This window comes from Anabaenopsis arnoldii (assembly GCF_028331025.1).
Lineage (GTDB): Bacteria > Cyanobacteriota > Cyanobacteriia > Cyanobacteriales > Nostocaceae > Anabaenopsis > Anabaenopsis arnoldii.
Genome location: NZ_JAQMUH010000185.1, coordinates 79,101 through 99,412, shown reverse-complemented (window position 1 = coordinate 99,412; position 20,312 = coordinate 79,101). Strand labels below are relative to the sequence as shown.

At 39.5% G+C, this 20,312-nt stretch carries 14 protein-coding genes and 1 pseudogene; 12 read left to right on the top strand and 3 right to left on the bottom strand.

Annotated elements, in window-relative coordinates:
• The 5 genes from PN457_RS16585 to PN457_RS16565 all read left to right on the top strand — a co-directional run.
• A partial coding sequence (locus PN457_RS16585) for a zinc ribbon domain-containing protein (protein WP_425332781.1) occupies positions 1–187 on the top strand: 187 nt, incomplete at its 5' end.
• A 31-nt stretch (positions 188–218) separates the two neighbouring features.
• Positions 219–434, top strand: coding sequence for a hypothetical protein (locus tag PN457_RS16580; RefSeq protein ID WP_271734613.1), 216 nt, complete (start codon positions 219–221; stop codon positions 432–434).
• 128 nt (positions 435–562) lie between these two features.
• Positions 563–3,532: a cation-translocating P-type ATPase gene (locus PN457_RS16575; protein WP_271734607.1), complete on the top strand. Its 2,970-nt coding sequence runs from the start codon at positions 563–565 to the stop codon at positions 3,530–3,532.
• 517 nt (positions 3,533–4,049) lie between these two features.
• Entirely contained in the window at positions 4,050–4,295 is a 246-nt protein-coding gene (locus PN457_RS16570; RefSeq protein ID WP_271734605.1) for a hypothetical protein, read from the top strand.
• Positions 4,296–4,306: 11 nt separating this feature from the next.
• Positions 4,307–5,293: a hypothetical protein gene (locus PN457_RS16565; RefSeq protein ID WP_271734604.1), complete on the top strand. Its 987-nt coding sequence runs from the start codon at positions 4,307–4,309 to the stop codon at positions 5,291–5,293.
• Between the two features lie 284 nt (positions 5,294–5,577).
• Here the strand turns inward: PN457_RS16565 and PN457_RS16560 are convergent, their stop codons facing one another.
• Positions 5,578–6,741, bottom strand: a complete 1,164-nt coding sequence (locus tag PN457_RS16560; protein WP_271734601.1) for a helix-turn-helix domain-containing protein — start codon at positions 6,739–6,741, stop codon at positions 5,578–5,580.
• 578 nt (positions 6,742–7,319) lie between these two features.
• On the opposite strand from PN457_RS16560, the gene PN457_RS16555 reads away from it, so the two are divergent.
• The 4 genes from PN457_RS16555 to PN457_RS16540 all read left to right on the top strand — a co-directional run bounded on the left by PN457_RS16555 (position 7,320) and on the right by PN457_RS16540 (position 13,832).
• On the top strand, positions 7,320–8,141 hold the full coding sequence (locus tag PN457_RS16555; protein WP_271734599.1) for a transcription factor RcaD: 822 nt from the start codon (positions 7,320–7,322) through the stop codon (positions 8,139–8,141).
• A 46-nt stretch (positions 8,142–8,187) separates the two neighbouring features.
• A complete protein-coding gene (locus PN457_RS16550) occupies positions 8,188–10,281 on the top strand; it encodes an ATP-binding protein (RefSeq protein WP_271734597.1) in 2,094 nt (697 codons plus the stop codon).
• A 5-nt stretch (positions 10,282–10,286) separates the two neighbouring features.
• Positions 10,287–12,830 (top strand): DNA translocase FtsK, encoded by a 2,544-nt coding sequence (locus tag PN457_RS16545; RefSeq protein ID WP_271734596.1) that lies wholly within the window; start codon positions 10,287–10,289, stop codon positions 12,828–12,830.
• Between the two features lie 117 nt (positions 12,831–12,947).
• On the top strand, positions 12,948–13,832 hold the full coding sequence (locus PN457_RS16540; RefSeq protein WP_271734593.1) for a ParA family protein: 885 nt from the start codon (positions 12,948–12,950) through the stop codon (positions 13,830–13,832).
• 69 nt (positions 13,833–13,901) lie between these two features.
• Here the strand turns inward: PN457_RS16540 and ileS are convergent, their stop codons facing one another.
• Entirely contained in the window at positions 13,902–16,778 is a 2,877-nt protein-coding gene (gene ileS / locus PN457_RS16535; RefSeq protein ID WP_271734592.1) for an isoleucine--tRNA ligase, read from the bottom strand.
• Positions 16,779–16,929: 151 nt separating this feature from the next.
• Between ileS and PN457_RS16530 the strand changes: the two are divergent.
• The 3 genes and pseudogenes from PN457_RS16530 (at position 16,930) to PN457_RS16520 (ending at position 19,277) form a co-directional block, all read left to right on the top strand.
• A pseudogene (locus PN457_RS16530) lies at positions 16,930–17,213 on the top strand (type II toxin-antitoxin system HigB family toxin).
• Positions 17,214–17,372: 159 nt separating this feature from the next.
• Positions 17,373–17,771, top strand: a complete 399-nt coding sequence (locus PN457_RS16525; RefSeq protein ID WP_271734590.1) for a helix-turn-helix domain-containing protein — start codon at positions 17,373–17,375, stop codon at positions 17,769–17,771.
• 378 nt (positions 17,772–18,149) lie between these two features.
• Positions 18,150–19,277 carry a three-Cys-motif partner protein TcmP gene (locus PN457_RS16520; RefSeq protein WP_271734589.1) on the top strand — a complete coding sequence of 376 codons (1,128 nt, stop codon included), beginning with the start codon at positions 18,150–18,152 and terminating at the stop codon, positions 19,275–19,277.
• Here the strand turns inward: PN457_RS16520 and PN457_RS16515 are convergent.
• Entirely contained in the window at positions 19,267–20,043 is a 777-nt protein-coding gene (locus tag PN457_RS16515) for a DUF5131 family protein (protein ID WP_271734588.1), read from the bottom strand. The two genes, PN457_RS16520 and PN457_RS16515, sit on opposite strands and share 11 nt — an antisense overlap.
• Positions 20,044–20,312 lie beyond the last annotated feature (269 nt).

Below are 20,312 nucleotides of genomic sequence, written 5' to 3'. Positions count from 1 at the left end.
TGTGAACGAAGCGTACACATCAAAAACAGTCAGTTGGACTGGTGAAATCATCCCCAACCTTGGTGGTGCTAAGTTCGTTAAGTCTCCATCTGATGGGCGGGTAATGAGCCGGGACATAAATGGTGCGCGGGGGATTTTCCTACGTGCATTGGTTGATACGCCCTCTCTTAAAGAGTGTATTTGTTAGTAAATGTTAGCAAAAAAGTATCGGAATAAGGGTGTCACAACTTAATCAACTCCAACAAACTGCATCTCAACTGCTGGCCGCTATGCTATCTAACCCTCATATTTACCCAAAAGTTAGTGATGAGGGCGGTAATGGGGCTATGGAAGAGCAATTAATTATTGTCGCCATTGAGATGGCTGAAAGTTTAAACCAACATATAGAAAATTCTCATGGCCAAGGTACTGCTCAACTAAAGGAAAAAAACTAAATTATTCACAGGTTGACACTCCCCTGGCAGAAAATGCAGGGGATTGTTACTTGATAGGGAGATGCAAAACTGCTAGATAAATTATAATATTCTCAGCTATTAGCGGCGTTACAGGAGCAAATTTTGCTGTGATTAAGGCTATACACACTAAAGTTAAAGGGAGAGCTAGATACAAGGTTAATCAACTTTATGGTTCGCTATTACTAGAAAGATATTTAGAGCGATCGCTTGGTAATAACCCAGAAATAATTTATGTTTCTGCTAATTCGTTAACTAGTAATATTCTGGTTATTTTCACAAATAAACATAGCTTTCAGACTATAGGTTTACTTCTTGAGACAACTTTAAGAAAATTTCAAGAAAAATCTAGTTTGACTCCAACCGAAAGTTGGTTAAATAATCAGAGATTAGTTATTAATGATGCCAACCAAGAAAACACCGATAATTGGCATTTAATGACAGCAGATAGAGTCATAGATAGGTTAAATTCTGCGAAAATATCAGGTTTATCTAGTGAGTCTGCCATAGCAAACCTCAGTAAATATGGGCGAAATGTTTTAACTGCAATTCCGACCCGTTCCCCTAGCAATATTTTAATTGACCAGTTTAAATCTCTGCCAGTAGCTTTACTAGTGGGAGCGGCCGGAATTGCCATGATTACCGGGGGGATAATAGATGCTGTGGTAATTATGGGTGTTGTGGGTCTGAATGCCTTCATTGGATACACCACAGAAAGCCAATCAGCAAAAATCATTCAATCTCTCCAAAGTCAAGAGCAAATATTAACTTGGGTAATTCGAGATAGTCAGCAGGTGGAAATACCTACAGAGAACGTGGTTATAGGAGACATTTTATTGCTCAAATCTGGTAGTTATATCGCCGCAGATGCCAGACTCATGGAAGCTGATAACTTGATTGTTGATGAATCTCCCCTGACTGGGGAAAGCATCCCCATTACTAAAACTACTGCGCCTGTGTCTGGTGAAAATATACCTTTAGCAGACCGCTTGAACATGGTCTATCAAGGAACTTTTGTCACTGGCGGTCAAGGATTGGCTGTGGTTGTGGCCACAGGTAGATTTACAGAAATGGGCAAAATCCAACAACTGGTGAATCAGTCCACAGCTACAGATACCCCGCTAGAAAGACAACTAGACCAGGTGGGAAATCAACTGGTTTTATTGGGTATGGGAATTTGTAGTTTTGTCTTTGGTTTGGGAGTGCTGCGGGGATATGGTTTATTAACAATGATGCAATCATCTATATCCCTCGCGGTAGCGGCTGTTCCTGAAGGTTTGCCCACAATTGCTACCACAACCCTGGCTTTAGGTATCCGTGAGATGAGGAAGAATAATGTCCTGGTTCGCAGTCTTAGGGCTGTGGAGGCTTTGGGTTCTGTACAAACAATTTGCTTGGATAAAACCGGGACAATTACAGAAAATAAAATGTTGGTAGTGGAAATACGTACAACCACTCAACAAATTACTGTGGAGGAAGAAAATCTTAACCCCTACAGCAATGATGAACTGTTAAAGCTGATTCATATATCCGTTCTGTGCAACGAAAGTGAAGTCACTCTACAGGATAATGGTGAGTATGCGGTTACAGGTTCGCCCACGGAAAATGCTTTGATTTACTTGGCAATTAGTGCTGGGGTGGATGTCATCGCACTCAGACAAAAGTATGAACTGTTAGAAACTAATCTGCGCAGTGAAAACCGTAATCTTATGAGTACAATTCATCGCATTGACAATGATCACAAGTTGATTGCAGTTAAAGGTAACCCCGGCGAAATGATTAACTTATGTCAATGGTGGATGAAAAATGGCCAAGTTGTGCCTTTAACAGCAGAAGACAGGCGGGTAATTGAAATGGAAAACCATCGCTTGGCTGCAAAGGCTCTGCGAGTGTTGGGGGTAGCTTATAGCTATGTTGATCATGGCAATTCTGATAATTATGAAACCAACCTGATTTGGCTGGGTTTGGTGGGGATGACAGACCCGATTAGAATGGGTGTGAAACAATTAATTGGGGATTTTCATCAAGCTGGAATTGAGACGGTGATGGTTACTGGTGATCAAAGTTCCACTGCTTATGCGATCGCTCAGGAATTAGAATTAAGTCAAGATTCCCAATTAGAGATTCTGGATGCTACCCACCTTGAAAGTCTGACTCCCGATGAACTGACAGCAGTCAGCGATAAAGTTAACGTTTTTGCCCGTATCAGTCCTAGCAATAAACTGCAAATTGTCCAAGCTTTGCAAGCAGCGGGAAAAGTGGTGGCCATGACCGGGGATGGTATTAATGATGCGCCAGCACTGAAGGCGGCGCAAGTCGGTGTGGCAATGGGTAAGGGAGGAACTGATGTGGCGCGTGAAGTGGCAGATATTGTCCTAGAAGATGACAGACTAGAAACTATGATCATTGCTGTCAGTCGGGGGCGGACTATTTATAACAACATTAGAAAATCAGTGCATTTCCTCCTCTCTACCAATCTCAGCGAAATCATGGTCATGACCACCGCTACAGCTGCTGGTTTAGGTGAACCCTTAAATGCTATTCAACTGCTGTGGCTCAATTTAATCAGTGATATTTTCCCTGGTTTGTCCCTAGCTATGGAAGCACCAGAACCTGACGTATTGAGTCAGCCGCCGCGAAATCCTCATGAACCAATTATTAAAAATTCTGACTTGGGTAGAATTGTCTTTGAGTCGGGAACAATATCTGTGAGTACTTTAGCAGCATACATTTATGCTATCCTCAGATATGGTACAGGATCCCGGTCTAGTACTGTGGCCTGTATGACCCTAACAACCGCACAACTACTACATACCATTAGCTGCCGTTCGGAAAACCACAGCATATTTAGTCAAGATAGATTACCTAATAATACCTACTTAAATACTGCTATTATAGGTTCTCTTATTATACAACTGTTGGCTTTAGCTATGCCACCATTAAGGAACCTTTTAAAGATTACCTCCATTAGTTTTGTGGATAGTGCGGTGATTGTTGGTGGTGCTTTATTGCCTTTCCTTGTGAACGAAACTACAAAGATTGGTGATGAAACTGCAAAATCAAAGCTAGAAGGATTTTGAGATTTACTTTAATTAACAAGAGTCCATAACCTCCCTTGTGTACCTCACTCAGATGAAATATGCTGTATTTGTAGTTCACGCAGTCGGGGTAAAAACTGAGAAACCTAGTTCAAGAGATGTTTTTCTCTAAGGCTACTAACTATTTGGGTATGAAAAAATAGGTGGAATCAGATAAGGGTTTGTTGCTATTGTCAGACAGTTTTGGATGAGATTTTTACACGTAGCATCAAAAGCCATAACCTTAAGTGCAAGCTGAACAATTCAGATGATTTGTCAGAAATATTGCTCAAAATATGTCTAATTTCTATATTTAGTAACCCAAAGACATAGAAATTATCTACAGATCAATGGTGATAATTAACTATATGTATCTCAAAAAGATAACCTATTGGTTCCTCCCAAGTTAACTTGATTCCAATCAATGACTTGAATAAAACTTACAATTGAAGATACACTGATCACATTTCCTTTGCTTGAATAGTTATATTAATAGGAATAAAACTCACCGTTCTGGATTATGCCTAGTAAGTTCATTGATGTTAGAGAGTATACTGTTCGGGCGCATAAAAGACAGATTCATACTCGTGTTTTCCACTTCGTCTGTAAGCAATGCGACCAAACTACACAACGCGAGACCTTTGGGCCTCGTCCATTGTATTGCGAACAATGCCGGCCACCACAAGCACCAAGAAAATCCCATGAGTCATCTAAAAAAGCAAAACCCAGAGCAATGACTTATAAAAGTGATGTCAATTTAGGATAATTTGAAGTTTTATGAATAATCGACTACCATCAGCACCCCCTGAAGTTTTTATCTCGCCGTTGTTGGAATTACGAGACTACTATGCTCGTCTGGTTAAAGAGTATGAAACCTTATACACACAGGCGCGATCGCAGCTGCATCATGTAGATTCTTTGTTATCTCATTGGTCTTCTGGGTCAGATGCTCAGGATGTGGGAAAACTTGAAATGCTTCCAGAAGTTTCCTACCCACCTGAAACAGACTCGTTGTTATCCATACCTGATAAGACTCTTAAGTCCGCCAGGTCTGAACTTCAAGAGTCAGAGAATTTAAATGGGAAAAATACAGAGATTACAGAGCCTCGCGCACCAGCAACATCTCTAGAAAGTCAAGATCAATCAATTAAAGTCCCAGATATCCCCATGGTACCTGAGTATCAATCTCAAAGTCGCATGGAAGCTATTAAAAGTCTTCTAGAAGAACATATTGGTACTGTCTGTCATATAGACTTTATTGTGCGATCGCTTTATGGAGATTTAGCATCACCCATCTTTAGAGTTGTTAAAGCCAGAGTGCAATCCTCCCTGACACAGGGGAAAGAAAGGGGCGCCTGGTCAGTCGTTCCTGACGAACCTGGTTGCTACACTCTCAAGTTAAGTTTAGTTAAGTCCAACAAAACTAAAAGTTACTCTCCTACCGGGAAATATAAACCGAAGAAACCGCAGATTATCCCCCAGACAAATGCCATACCCATGGTTAAAGAATTTGAAGGTCGATTTTTGATCGATGCTCTTTCGGATTTCTTGGAAAAACATTCAGGGAGGGTTTTCAGTGTGGCGCAAATCATTAATGGTCTTTATGGTGAACTAGATGATCAGCAAGTGCGAGAAGTCAAGAGTAAAGTTCTTAATGAACTATCACGAGGTTATCGCATAGGGCGATTCTCTAGAGTACCCGACAAAATTGGCGTTTACACTTGGGATTCAAAGTTGATGCTAGCGGGTAGTAGAGGGAGATGAAAGGGCAAATAGTTATTTTTTTCCCCATTTAGAAATCTCCGACATCCTCTTAGAGGATGTTTGTCAAGTCATGATTAGTGTATCGAATATTATTTGACCCCACCCTAACCCTCCCCTTGTAAGGGGAGGGGACTGGATTTTATTGTTTTTTGTGTGTTCCCCAATCCTTCGGTGTTCCCTGTTCCCTGTTCCCTGTTCCCTGTTCCCTAAAATAAAAATTACCTGTGGAGAACTTATCAAACATCCTCTTAGGGACAATTCATCAATTGTCCCTAAAGGGATAATTAATCCCCTAAAATAATATATTTTTTGGGGTCAAAACTAATCAAACCCTGTTGTTGTAATTTTCCCATCAATCGGGTAATTGTTACTCTAGTAGTACAACAAGCACTAGCCATATCTTCATGAGTTAATCGCACACTTAAGCGAGTCCCTTGTGGTACAGGCTCACCTATTTCCTGTTTCAAAAGTTGCAACAGATGATATAGTCTTTCTTCCACCCGACGCTTACCTGTAATAACTAAAAAAGATTCCGTCTGTTGTAAGCGTTGATTAATTTTTGGTAACAGCATATGACTGAGCATTGGGTTAGCTGCTATTTCTGCTACATAAATTGAGCTTAATTCAACATCACACAGGGCTACGGCTTGATAAATGGGTAGAGAGGTCATGTGAGAGCCAAAAATCATGTCTTTGGTAGCTAATCCTATGAATATTTCTTCCCCAGTTTCGCAAAAAGTATTGAGCTTCACTAAGCCCTGGCGTACATACCAAACAACTAAAGGATTGAGGGGAATGCTTTCTCCTTTCAGGTGTTTATATACAGGTCGATCATGAATCAAATCACTCTCATAATTGATCGCTTCTGTTTTCTGTTTCTCACCTTCATTGATATTACGCAACAGCCAACAGAGAAAGTTTACTTTACCCTCTGGGTTACGGACTGCGGACACTTTTAAAGCTGCGTCAAAATACTCACATTCATTTTGTTGTAAGCGGACTCTTAATCTTGTGACTCTGTCCGAGTGGTATAGCTGGCTGAGTTCACCTCGAAAGGGCTGTCTTTCTTCCAGAGGGAGAAAATTAACTATTGCTTGACCTACTAGTAATGGTCTGGAAATGTTGAGTAATTTAGCTGCGGACAGATTCGCTTGTTCGATGATTCCCGCGGTATTAGTCACTAAATAAGCTTCTGGTGCAAAGTCGAATAAATTCTGGTAGCGTTGGCGTTCAGCTTCTAGCCAATTGCTTGTTTGAATCATCTCCTCATTTTGCTGATAAAGTTCCTCTGCTGCTGACCGCACCATTTTGGAGCTACTATAAAGTTCTTTCATAGCTTGGGGTAGCAGTTCAGGCGGAATCCAAGGTAATACGTTAGCTGTTTGGTACAAATCTGCTAAACGGCTATGTAATGCTTCTGCACTTTGAATAAATTGTTCTATATTCACCTTAAATTCTCGTTACTTACTTGCAGAGATTGAGCAAAAAAAGGTCTCCTAGCAGAATACCAGGATAAACTACGCCAGTTTTCAAGCTCCTCAATCATGAAACTAACTTTGAATAAGCAGCAACTATTGCCCATAGGTTCCTTGAATATGTACGTACGTATATTTGACTGCTATACTATTTCTTTAAGGTAACACAAAATAGGGTTCTCAGAAGTTTGGTAAATATAATCTTACAATATTTGTACATTGTATATTGAAGGTTTTCTACTGGCGATTATTCAGGTGTAGCGATGTGCTTCCATACTCTTCAAACTTTAAACTTGTTTACGATCATTAACTTCTACCTTTGGTTATGGGTTTACATATATGTCTAATTACCAACCATGCTCTTACTGATAGCACACTGTTAAATTAGTTTAATTTTTCATAACTAATCCCTCCAGACCCAGAATACACAAGGCGGACTTGATATCAAAGGCTCAGAAGTATTTTTTACCTATACTCCCAGATAACTGAGACTGAATGTTATAATATGTACTGTCAATTTTTCTAGGAAATAGCAAATCAGGCTGACAGGTATGGATACTAATGAGTTAAAGTTTCTGTTAAAATTGCTCGGATGTATAAATTATCGAGCCAGCCTGACTAGTAGTGCTTTTAAAGGTAGTAAACGAACTTGCCAGAGTTTAGGCGATCGCGAGCTGGTAGACTATTCTCGTGAGATTGCTAGCGTTAAAATTCTCCCCCCTGGTCAAGCACTGCTCAAACTTGATTTAACTCAAGTTCCCATTCCAGCCAAAGAACTCAAAGTACTACAGAAGATTGCTAAAACATCCGGTAAAATCACCCCCAGTAAAATCACCTCACTCAAAGCTGCTGAACGAGACACCGTACTACAAACCCTGAATGACCGGGGTTTGATTGCAATTGAACTCAAAATCAAAACAACAAAATCTCAAGTGTGGCTAACTGAAAGAGGAATGGAGTTCTTACGGGATGAATACACCCCCACAGGAACGGCAAATATTAGCCTAGACTTACTCAATAATTACCTCCGGTTTTTGCGCAAGCATTTACGCGGTAATGTAGCTGTAGCGGAAATTACTACTGCAAAAACAACTCTTAATTTTAGTGATGAAGATATTTTACAGATTATTCAACAGTTAGATAAAGAACTAGGTACAAGGAATTACTTACCCATTTTTCACTTACGTCAGAAGTTACAACCGCCACTGTCACGAGATGAACTAGACCAGGCGCTGTATCGGTTGCAAAAAACTGACAAAATTGAATTGAGTTCATTGTTAGATCCTACACGGTACACCACACAAGAAATTAATGCAGGTATTCCGCAAAACGTCGGTGGTTCCTTGTTCTTTATAATTGTGAACGACCAATAGATACATTAGTTTATCAATCAAGTTCGCTCCCTCACCTGAATCAATTATGGCATCTATTAACGACATTATTAAACGCGAAGTTAACCCCTTTGACTTAGTAAACTTGAGGACGGGTAATTTTTGGGGTCAAAGTCAAGAGTTAAACTCTATGGTTGAGTCAATCCATCAAGAGGTAATCACAGAAACTGAAAACCTGCTGAATTTAGTAGTTAAAGATAATAGTAGTCGGACAATTTTACTTATAGGTGATTCTGGTTCCGGTAAAAGCTATCTTTTAGGTAGAGTCAAGCGTCAACTCAACCCAAAGGCTTTTTTTGCTTATATAACTCCCTGGGTAGATGATAATTATATTTGGCGTCATATCTTACGAGCTACCGTTGACAGTTTAATTCAGGTACCAGATGGACAGCAAGAATCTCAACTAATTCTGTGGCTGAAAAATTTATCAGCCTTCACTCAAGGAAACTTAAAAAATAAACCATTTAATGATAGTATTTGGCAATTATTGCTAAATGATCGTCAAAAATTTATTAAACAACTGAAAAGAAAGTATCAAACTGCTGGTATTTACAACCCAGATCATTATTTTGGAGTTCTACATGACCTCACAGATCCAGAACTTTATCCCCTCGCTTGCGAGTGGTTGAGAGGTGATGACTTAAGTGAAGAATCAATGCAGACTTTAAGAGTTAAGCAATGTATTGACACAGAAGATGCAGCCAAGCAGATTTTGGCTAACTTTGGTAAAATATCCACCGCTACTCAGCCCATTGTTTTATGTTTTGATCAGGTAGAAAGTATACCCAATTTCTTATCTAATCCGCAATCCATATTTAGGGTAAACACTACTATTCATAATGAAAATATCTACAATTTTCTCATAATAATTACCTTAGTGTTAGATCCTTGGAAGCAAACGCGGGATCATATTCCCGAATCTGACCGAGCGAGAATCGATAGAGAAATATTCCTAAAACAGATTGACCTCAAACAAGCAGAAGCACTGTGGTACTACCAGTTACAAACAATATATCAACAAGCCCAACCCCAGCCGGAATCACCTATTTTTCCCTTAAATATTCAATTATTAGAGAAAAATTTCCCCGGTGGTAAAACTAATCCCCGAAATGCGTTAATGTTGGGAAGGTCAGAGTACCAAAAATATAAAGTTTCCCTTTTGAATATTGGACAAACTATATTAATTGACCTACCACAACAGCCACAAAAACAGCCCATAAATTTTAAAGTCAGAAAGAATGATTTTTCTGGGAGCTTCGATTCTGAGGAGAAAGATCGGGCGGAATTTCAATTATTATGGCAACAAGAATATAAAAAGTATCAAGGGAAATTGAGTAAAATTTCCTTATTGTCATCTCCTGAGTTAGTGCGGATGCTGCAAGAAGCATTAGAAGCATTACAATTGCAGTCCGTAAAATCTAAAATGATTGCAGGTAAATATGCGAGCTATTCCTTGAGTTATCAACATCGTGGTAGTAGACAAAAAATAGGTGTTGTATGGACAGAAGATTCTAACATGATGAATTTCTTCCATGTAATGAACGCCTGTGATAAAGCAGTTCAGCAAAATCTATGTCAGAAACTTGTCCTAATTAGAATTAGTAATGTAGGAAAACCACAACTGAAATCTTATGAGATCTATAGCCAGATTTTTAACAATACTCAACATATTCACATTAAACCGACTATTCAATCAGTGCATCACTTAGCTACTTACCATTCTTTAGTTAATTCGGCACTTTGCCAAGAATTATTTATAGGGAAGAAAAACATTAATTTACAGACATTACAAAGCTTTATCCGTGAGTGTAAAGTATTGCACAAATGTGTTTTACTGCAAGATTTAGGAATTATTACCAAACCTGAACCTAATGATGATAGCAACTTTAATAGAAATGCTAAACAAGATTTCAGACCAATCAAAGAGTTTTTATTAAATGTCATCACAACCCAAGCTTTTCTGGGTGTCCCTATTCTAATTTCCCAAGCAGCAAGTCAGTTTCCCAATCTCAAAGAAACTGAAACTCACCTATTAATTGATTTATTATGTCAGGAAAAGAAAGTAAAAATTGTTAACCCCCATGCTGAAGTGAAAGAACAAGTGATTTGTTTACTTAATTAAAGTTAATGCAGTACCTCACAGACCCAGGCGAAATTAAATATGTAATATCTGAGTTAGCATCTACAAAACTCCTATGGGTAGATACAGAAATTGCAGATTGGTACACTCAAAATCCCCGGTTATCCCTAATTCAGGTGTTAGCTGACTCTAAAGATTTAACAGGGGTATCTGCTTATATTCTGGATGTATTAGATCAATATCATTTAGCCACAAAGTTTATTAATCAAATCATGGTTAATTCTAGTATTGAAAAGGTTTTTCACAATGCTAGTTTTGACCTGAGGTATTTAGGGGGAGAACTAGCAACTAATGTTACCTGTACCCTAAAAATAGCCAGAAAAATTACCCGTGAACGTTTGCAAGTTTCTAATTTAAAACTGAAAACCTTAGCATCAGAACTTTGTCACTTTGTCAATGTAGATGCGGAATCAGGAGCAAGCGACTGGGGAATACGCCCCCTGAGCGAAAAGCAATTACAATATGCAGCTATGGATACAGTGTATTTAGCTGCTGTACATCGGAGTTTATTAGATATGGAAAATAATATTTCAGAACCGGTAAAAGAAAGACCTTCTCACCCCTCCTTAAATCCTACTAAGGTGAGAATCGCTTTTGAATGTCCGCGGCTTTTTTATTTAAATCATAAATTTGGCGACTCAGCAATATTTTTACCCCCTGATACTCCTAGAGGTATTGGTAACCACTTTCACAAATTAGCAGATGAGTTGATCAAACTAGCTTTAGTAGAACCTGAATTTCAGACTTTATTTGAGCCAGAATCATACTTGCTAAATATAGAGGAGGTTGCCTCTAGAATGCAAGGAATATTTTATAAATTAATATTTTACCCATACTTAGAAAGAGTAATCCAAAACTACCCTGATACAGTAGTAATTTTATTAAAAGTTTGGGAGGGCTTACAGGGACTGATTAAACGCTTTGCACAGTTGTTAATCGCTAATCGTAGTTATTGCGATGGAGAAAGTTTAATTAGTCAGACTTTCATATCTGGAGAATCCAGCCTTGAGCATTACTTTACTTTACCTGATGGCAGACAGCAACGGGTGAGGGGGGAATTTGATTGCTTAGTTTTTAACTTGGCTAAAAAACGTTTGTGTGTGGTAGAATTTAAGACCTATCAGCCTGTAGACCCATCGGCGCAATTAGCCCAGGTTTCACTTTATAGTTATATGCTATGGCAAACTAAAAAGGTGGCTGTGGATGCATCGGTTTATTGTGTTTTACCGGAGTTTAAAGAATATCAATATTCTTGGGAACAGCTAGAAAGTACAATACATCAACTGATTCCCTACAAATTATTACAGATGCAGCAATGGTTGAGTTGGGAACCACCCCAACCCGATGGGCCACCTGTAACAACTCAGGTTCATTTGTGTGAAATTTGTCCCCAGCAGCAAAAGTGTGGGACTTTTTTTAGTGTGGTTCCTGAAAACAGGGACAATCAAGTTACTCAAGATCATACTTGGGAAAATAATAGAGGAGAGTCTGTAAATGCTGATGCTATTGGGGAGGATTTAGTTAATACTCTGCAATCTTTTAAAGTACCCGTGGAGTACCAGGGTGCGGCGATTGGTCCAGCTTTTATCAGGGTGAAGCTTAAACCTGATTTAGGTGTAAAAGTCAATGCCATTATGAAATTATCAGCAGATTTACAAGTACACTTGGGTTTAGAACGACCGCCTTTGATTGCTCCCCAAGCTGGTTATGTCAGCATTGATTTACCACGTCCACAGCGTCAAGTTGCTAGATTTGAAACATATATTCAACAGGAATTTTTACCACCCACAGTACCGATAAAAATCGCTATGGGGGTGAGTATAGAAGGAGATTTGATAGAGGCTGATTTATCCGATGCGAATACTTGTCACTTTTTGGTAGGTGGTACTACTGGGAGCGGTAAAAGTGAGTTTTTGCGATCGCTCCTCTTAAGTTTACTATATCATCATTCTCCCCAACATCTGAAAATTGCACTAGTTGACCCCAAAAGAGTCACATTCCCAGAATTTGAGCAAATCCCCTGGTTATATTCTCCTGTAGTCAAAGACAGCGATCGCGCTGTAGAACTCATGGAAGAATTAGTTACAGAAATGGAATCTCGTTACCACAAATTGGAGAACGCCAGATGTCCTGATTTGATCACCTATAATCAAAATTCCCCCCACCCTTTACCCCGTATTGTCTGCATCTTTGATGAATATGCCGACTTTATGGCAGAAAAAGCAGTCCGTAAAGTATTAGAATTAAGTATAAAACGTTTGGGAGCAATGGCTAGAGCTGCAGGTATACATCTAATTATAGCCACACAGCGCCCAGAAGCGGGTATTGTTACCCCCATTATCCGTTCTAACTTACCGGGAAGAATCGCCCTGCGAACTGCTAGCGAAGCTGACTCAAAAATTGTCCTGGGAGGGACAGAAACATCTGCTGCTTACCTGTTGGGTAAAGGTGATTTGCTTTACCAGATAGGGGCGCAAATGCAGCGACTACAGAGCTTGTATGCTCAAAAGATTTACATACCCTCATTTTAAGCTGTAAAATAAGTTTCCCAAAATATGCCAAAAATATTAACTTTATACAAGTTTTAATTATTGAGTAACAGTGTACCCTACCTAAATATGGGAACGCGTCATCAGAGGAATTCACCAATGGGATATATTATAGCTACTGCAAATATGAAAGGCGGCGTTGGTAAAACCACCCTTACAGTCAACATCGCCACCTGTTTAGCGCAAAATCACGGTAAGCGGGTACTTGTCTTAGATTTAGACAGCCAAATCAGTGCTACACTTAGCATGATGTCTCCTTTAGAGTTTGCTAAACTTCGCAAACACCGCAAAACATTTAGATATTTAATAGACCAAATTATCAACCCTGAACCAGACGCAAAACTGACAATTCATGATATTATCCAAGCTCAGGTTTGTAATCTTCCTGGACTAGATTTATTACCCGGAGATATTGACTTATATGATGAATTTGTTGTGTCAGAAATGCTGCACCAACAAGCAATAGCTTTAGGTGAACAAGATTTTGAAACTGTATGGAATCGCTTTGAAAGAGTCCTGATCAATAATATTTTAAAACCAGTGCGTGATGAGTATGATTTCATCCTTTTAGATTGTGCGCCGGGCTATAATTTATTAACCCGGAGTGCTTTAGCAGCGAGTGACTTTTACATTCTCCCCGCTAAACCCGAACCCTTATCTGTGGTTGGTATCCAGCTATTAGAACGACGTATTGGTCAATTAAAGGACAGTCACGAACAAGAAGCCAAAATAGATATCAAAATGCTGGGAATTGTCTTTACAATGGCTAGTTCTAATCTTCTCAACGCTAGATATTATCGACAAGTAATGCACCGCGTCATTGAAGACTTTGGTGTAGAACAAATTTGTAAAGCCCAAATACCAGTTGATATGAATGTCGCCAAAGCTGTGGATAGTTTTCTACCTGTAGTTTTAAATGCGCCTCAGTCATCAGGTTCCAAAGCATTTAATCAATTAACTCAGGAATTATTACAGAAGTTGTAACGGGGTTCCATGGGTTTTACCCCACCCTCAGACATCCTCTGAGGGTGGGGGGTGAGATTCTGTATTTGATTAAAACTCTCCTGCTAAAGCTGGGATACAACGCTCACACAGTAGGGGGTGTTCTGCTGATTCTCCTACATGGGTAGAATAATTCCAACAGCGATCGCATTTTTTCCCCTCCGCATCTACTACCCCAATTCCCCAGCTATCAGATTGCAAATTGTATTTTAAATCTGCTAATGCTTCTGGAGTCTCTAATAGTTCCACTTGGGAAGTAATAAACAGATAGCGCAGTTCATCAATACCATTACCATTGTCAGAATCCAGTTTTTTCACCAGGGAACGTAATTGATCATCCTTCACGTACAGCAAAACCTTTGCTTCCAGGGAGGAACCAATCATTTTTTCTACCCTAGCTTGTTCTAACACCTTATTCACATCATTGCGAACTTGGCGCAATTCTTGCCAAAATTCCGCTAAATCAGGATTTAACCATTTTTCATCTACCTGTACCCAGCCAGATTCAAACACTGACTTATAGGGTGTATGGTAGGGGATAAATTGCCAGATATCCTCAGCAGTGTGACATAAAACCGGAGCGATCGCCCGTGCTAAATTCTCCAAAGCAATTTGCAACACCGTTTGACAACTGCGACGGCGCAAAGAATTCGGCGCACTGATGTATAACCTATCCTTAGCAACATCTAAATAGAAATTGGATAAATCCACCACACAGAAATTCTGGACAGTTTGGAAAAAGCGGAAGAATTGGAAACTCTCAAAAGCTGTGGTAACTTCTGTAAACACCTCAGTCATCCGGTGTAACATATAGCGGTCAATTTCTGCTAAATCATCCAGAGGTACTGCGTCCGTTTCCGGGTCAAAATCATCTAAGCTACCCAACAAAAACCGCGCTGTATTGCGAATTTTGTTCCTCACATCAGCCAATTGCTTAATGATATTACTACCCAGACGCACATCAGCAGAATAGTCAACCGAAGACACCCACAAACGCAGCACATCAGCACCATAAGCAGGTTCCTTCTTCTGGTCTTTACCGCCATTGATCACAATTTGCGGGTCAACCACATTCCCCACAGACTTACTCATTTTTCGCCCCTGTTCATCTAAAACAAAGCCGTGAGTCAGTACAGTTTTATAAGGTGCAACACCATTTACAGCTACACTAGTCAACAAACTTGACTGGAACCAACCCCGGTGTTGGTCAGAACCTTCCAAATACATATCAGCAGGATAGCTTAACTCTGGACGTTGTTTAGCCACCGCCGCCCAAGAAGACCCAGAATCAAACCATACATCCATGGTATCAGTACCCTTGCGGTAAGACTTACCATTATGGCGGTAAGACTCCGGTAACAACTCCTCCACCGACATTTCCCACCAAGCATCAGAACCTTTTGCAGCGATAATACCTTGAACGTGCTTGATAGTTTCCTCATTTAGCAGTGCTTCCCCCGTCCCTTGATCATAGAACACCGGGATAGGGACACCCCAAGTCCGTTGACGGGAAATACACCAGTCAGAACGCTCCGCCACCATGGGCGTAATGCGATTTTCCCCTTGGGCTGGAATCCATTTTACACCAGCGATCGCCTTTAAAGCTGCTTCCCTAAAACCAGCCACCGAAGCGAACCATTGTTCAGTCGCCCGAAAAATTGTAGGTTTTTTTGTCCGCCAATCATAGGGGTATTTGTGAGCGTAAGCTTCCTCCTTCAACAGAGAACCAGCAGCAGTCAAAGCATCAATTACCGCCTGATTTCCCTCACCCAAAACATTTAACCCAGCAAAACCACCCGCCTCCTGAGTAAAATTACCATGATCATCCACGGGAGCAAGGATAGGTAAACCATAACGCTGACCCACAATATAGTCCTCTTGACCATGACCGGGGGCAGTATGTACTAACCCAGTACCGGACTCAGTGGTAATATAATCACCACCCACCACCACGGGACTTTCCCGGTCAAACAAAGGATGACGATAAGTAGTATGTTCTAAAATCTGCCCATCAAAAGTGGCTCTCACAGCCAAATCCACAGCCAAAATAGCAGACAAACGCTCTACCAAATCAGCCGCTACAATCAAAAACTCTCTGTGCGACGGTGGGTCTGTGGGTGAAACCTCCACCACAGCATAACTCAAATCACCATTTACCGCCACAGCCAAATTCCCCGGAATAGTCCAAGGGGTCGTAGTCCAAACAGCCACAGACAAATGAGGTAAAAATTCACCCAAAACAGGTTTAGCCGCCTCAGACAGACCTGTTACCGGGAAAGCTGCATAGATACTGCGGGAAACATGACCTTCTGGGTATTCCAACTCCGCCTCAGCTAGAGCAGTTTTAGAACTAGGGCTCCAGTGAACCGGCTTTAAACCACGATAGATGTATCCTTTTAACACCATATCGCCGAACACCCCAATCTGTGCCGCTTCATATTCCGGCTTCAAAGTCAGATAGGGATGTTCCCAGTTACCCCACACACCGTACCGTTTAAAACATTCCCGTTGGTCATCTACTGTACCTAAAGCAAACTCTTTCGCCTTTTGTCGCAGTGTCAAAGGCGTTAAACTTTGCCGTTCTGCTGACTTCATGTTTTGCAGAACTTTCAACTCAATAGGAAGACCGTGACAATCCCATCCAGGGACGTATCTAACCTTACGTCCTCTCAGTAATTGGTAGCGGTTAATAATATCTTTGAGAATTTTATTTAAGGCATGACCAATATGCAATGAGCCATTGGCGTAGGGAGGCCCATCATGGAGTATAAATAATTCGCCGGGGTTTTCCTGCGACAGGCGATCGTAAATCTGATTTTCTGCCCAGAATTTTTGAATTTCGGGTTCCCGCTTCATCGCGTTAGCCCGCATCTCAAATTGAGTCTTGGGTAAGTTTACCGTATCTTTGTAGCTTCCAGGTTCTGTCACAGTCTCATGCCTATGATTATATATGCAAGTTATCCCATCAATTATAGAAGATGGGCATGGATACCGAGAAATCACCTTGACAATTAGTTCTCAAAATGAGAACCTAAATTAAGTGAGACAAAAAACATCTAGTTTGATATAAACCGGCAAAATGCACCTAATCAGCATTCGCAACTTACGAGCTGATGCTAGTAAATACCCAGATGCAGTAGAACCTATTAACTCTTGGTATCAAGTTGTGAAATCTGCATCATGGCACAAGTTTACCCCACAGCAGATGTGGTCAGCAATTTTACAGTATTCAATATTATTAAAGGTAATGCCTATCGCCTCATTGTGAGTATTGATTATGAAATTCAAACAGTTTATTACAAATATTTTTTAACCCACGCTGAATATAGTAAAGATAAATGGAAAAATGACCCTTTCTTTTGAGAACTAGATATAATTATTATATAATAATATATTAGATTGATAACTGTTAACTTTCATACTTACTTTTGTGGATTGAAGTAAGCCATGATACGGGTCCCCGCCGATAACGGGGGAAAATCCTCCTAATGTTGGGTCGCCGCCAAGCGGGCGCAAAGGAATATGACGACTTCTTTTAACAGAATCACTTACAGTCAACTTCTGCTAGAGTATCAACCTCAAGTTATCACCACAGAAAAAGAATGCGATCGCGCTTTAAAAACAGTTGAGCAATTAATGGCCTGTAAACAACGTACGCCAGAGCAAACTGCTATACTAGAGCTTTTAGTAACTCTTATTGAAGAATTTGAAAACAAGCAGTATCCCATTGAAGCATCGTCCCCTTGTGCAATTCTGAAGCACTTAATGGATGTTCAGGGAATTAAACAATCTGACTTAGTAGGAATTATTGGCTCGAAAGGAGTTGTTTGCGAAGTTGTCAATGGGAAAAGAGCAATTAGTAAAGGTCAAGCCAAAGCTTTAGGAGAATTTTTTAATGTTTCTCCAGCATTGTTTATCTAGCAGTATAATTAGGTGGGTTTGATACCCTCCTGGGCTAGAAGCCGGGTAATTCTTCAAGACTCCACAAATAACCCTTCAATGGTGCTATCAAAGACACCCTACTGCTTCGGCTGAGGTCTAAACCTAGCTTTCTTGCTACTTTTCTTAAAATATTAGTTGCAACCTTGGCAACAAGTCAAACTATAGTCATCCTATTTGACTTGAGAAATTATCAGTGAGGAAAGGGAACAGGGAACAGGGAACAGGGAACAGAAATTGTTCATGAATCATTTAGGATTGCTATATATCATATTCAATAATAAACTGCATTATTTTTTAGACATCTATTAATAACTTATATATTATAATATTTACTAGTTTGACATAGAGTAATTACGTATGGCTGGTGATTCCTTCTTTGATGAACAGACAGAGCAATCTTTAATTAAAGCCAGAATTGTAGAAAAATATCTACCGGCTTGGGCGAAAGTAATTATACCACATGCAAAAAAAAGAGGTTCTCAAATTGCCTACATCGACCTTTTTGCTGGACCTGGTAGATATGAAAATGGTTCTAAATCAACACCAATCAAAGTTTTAGAAACCGCAATTGCTGACCCAGATATGCGAAATATGCTGAAGACATTATTTAATGATGCTAATTCTCAGCATACTAATTCTCTGCAATCAGCTATCAATGCAATTCCTGGTATTCAAAACTTAAAATATCAACCTAACGTCATCAATTACGAAGTAGGAGAAAATATTGTTCAAACATTTAAACAGCTAAATTTAGTTCCTACATTATTCTTTGTAGATCCTTGGGGATACAAAGGATTGTCATTAGAACTTATCAACTCAGTCGTCAGAAACTGGGGCTGTGATTGCCTTTTCTTTTTTAATTACAATCGGATTAGCATGGGGTTAGGTAATGCATTAGTTGAAGAACATATAAATGCACTATTTGGAAAAACAAGAGCAGATAAACTACGTTTACAACTACAAGCACTCAAGCCAGGAGAAAGGGAGTTAACAATCTTAGAGGCTATATGCGAAGCTCTGCAAGAAATGGGTGGTAAGTATGTTTTACCCTTTTGTTTTAAAAATGAAAACGGAAATCGTACAAGCCATCATTTAATTTTCGTCAGTAAGGAATTCAAGGGATATGAAATAATGAAAGAGATAATGGCTAAAGAGAGTTCTGAAGAAAATCAAGGCGTACCATCTTTTGAATATAACCCAGCTACTTCTATACAACCATTGCTGTTTGAACTTAGTCGTCCTCTAGATGAATTAGAACAAATGCTCTTAGATGAATTTGCAGGAAAAACAATCACCATGGAAAAAATTTATCTACAGCATAATGTAGGTAAACGCTACATTAAGAAGAATTACAAAGCCGCTCTGAAAAATCTCGAATCCCAAGGAAAAATCACAGCAGAACCACCTGCTAATAAAAGACGAAAATACAAAGGAGAAATTACCTTTGGAGATACAGTTAAAGTGACATTTCCACCTAAGCAGTAAGCCCTAAACTTTCTTTTTTAACTCTTAATTTCTGTGGAGATACACCCCATTGTTGATGGTGTTTTTGCCAAGCATTAGGCATTTCATCCCAGATTTTACCATCTAGTAACTTACCACCAGCTTTAGAAGTTCTTCCACCAACTTGCTTAAAGAAAAATGCTACTTCAGATTTTTGACATTGGTCACGAATATCCTCAGCCCACTCAATTTTCATAGGACGATGTTTTTGTCCTGACTCTCCCCCAACTATAACCCAATCAATATTTTTTAAGTTCAGGTTCAATGAACCTAAAAGTGGTTCACATGAAAGAAACCTGACATTTGCAGCAACTTGACGCAGCAAATCAACGCGGTGGACATAATTTTGATTTTCTACGGATACACCCAACCATATATTTTTATGGAATTGTAAATTAGGTGCTAACTCAACTAAACGTTCAGGTCTTTTTGTTAAGATTTGATATATGTGCCAAGGTGTAGCCTCAATAACTTTGAATACTTTTTGTATAAAATCTAGAGGTACTTCTTCGTGAAAAAGGTCACTCATGGAATTGACAAAAATTCTGCTAGGGGTTCTCCACTTTAAAGGTTCTACCAACCTGTCGGGATGTAAAGTTAAATTAAATCCATTTCTAAAATTATTAGGAAACCGTTTAGTCAAAGCCTCTGCGTAGCAATGTAAACATCCTGGACTAACTTTATCGCACCCAGTTGTGGGATTCCAAGTTTTATCAGTCCACTCAATACCTGTGTGTGTACTAGACATGATTATTTAACCTGATAATTATTAATTTGGCTTAATTATTTTAAATGCTTGTAATTCATCTGTACTATAGTATAGCAGAGTTTTGAATTAAGAAATTACTCTAACTATTTTTTTATACAGGAAGATGAGCCAAAATGAATCAAAATACACCCAAATTACTAGAGGTAGTAGCACTTAAATAAAGTACACATCTTAATATCATAAATCTTGTGGGGTGGGCATCTTGCCCGCCCTTGTATCTACTCAGATGAAATCTGCTGTAAATTAAT

Bases quoted from the DNA above. Each gene is read 5' to 3' on its own strand.
- PN457_RS16520 (WP_271734589.1), top strand. From the start codon at position 18,150: ATGGCTGGTGATTCCTTCTTTGATGAACAGACAGAGCAATCTTTAATT.
- PN457_RS16540 (WP_271734593.1), top strand. From the start codon at position 12,948: ATGGGATATATTATAGCTACTGCAAATATGAAAGGCGGCGTTGGTAAA.
- PN457_RS16555 (WP_271734599.1), top strand. From the start codon at position 7,320: ATGGATACTAATGAGTTAAAGTTTCTGTTAAAATTGCTCGGATGTATA.
- PN457_RS16550 (WP_271734597.1), top strand. From the start codon at position 8,188: ATGGCATCTATTAACGACATTATTAAACGCGAAGTTAACCCCTTTGAC.
- PN457_RS16525 (WP_271734590.1), top strand. From the start codon at position 17,373: ATGACGACTTCTTTTAACAGAATCACTTACAGTCAACTTCTGCTAGAG.
- PN457_RS16515 (WP_271734588.1), bottom strand. From the start codon at position 20,043: ATGTCTAGTACACACACAGGTATTGAGTGGACTGATAAAACTTGGAAT.
- PN457_RS16545 (WP_271734596.1), top strand. From the start codon at position 10,287: ATGCAGTACCTCACAGACCCAGGCGAAATTAAATATGTAATATCTGAG.
- PN457_RS16570 (WP_271734605.1), top strand. From the start codon at position 4,050: ATGCCTAGTAAGTTCATTGATGTTAGAGAGTATACTGTTCGGGCGCAT.
- PN457_RS16565 (WP_271734604.1), top strand. From the start codon at position 4,307: ATGAATAATCGACTACCATCAGCACCCCCTGAAGTTTTTATCTCGCCG.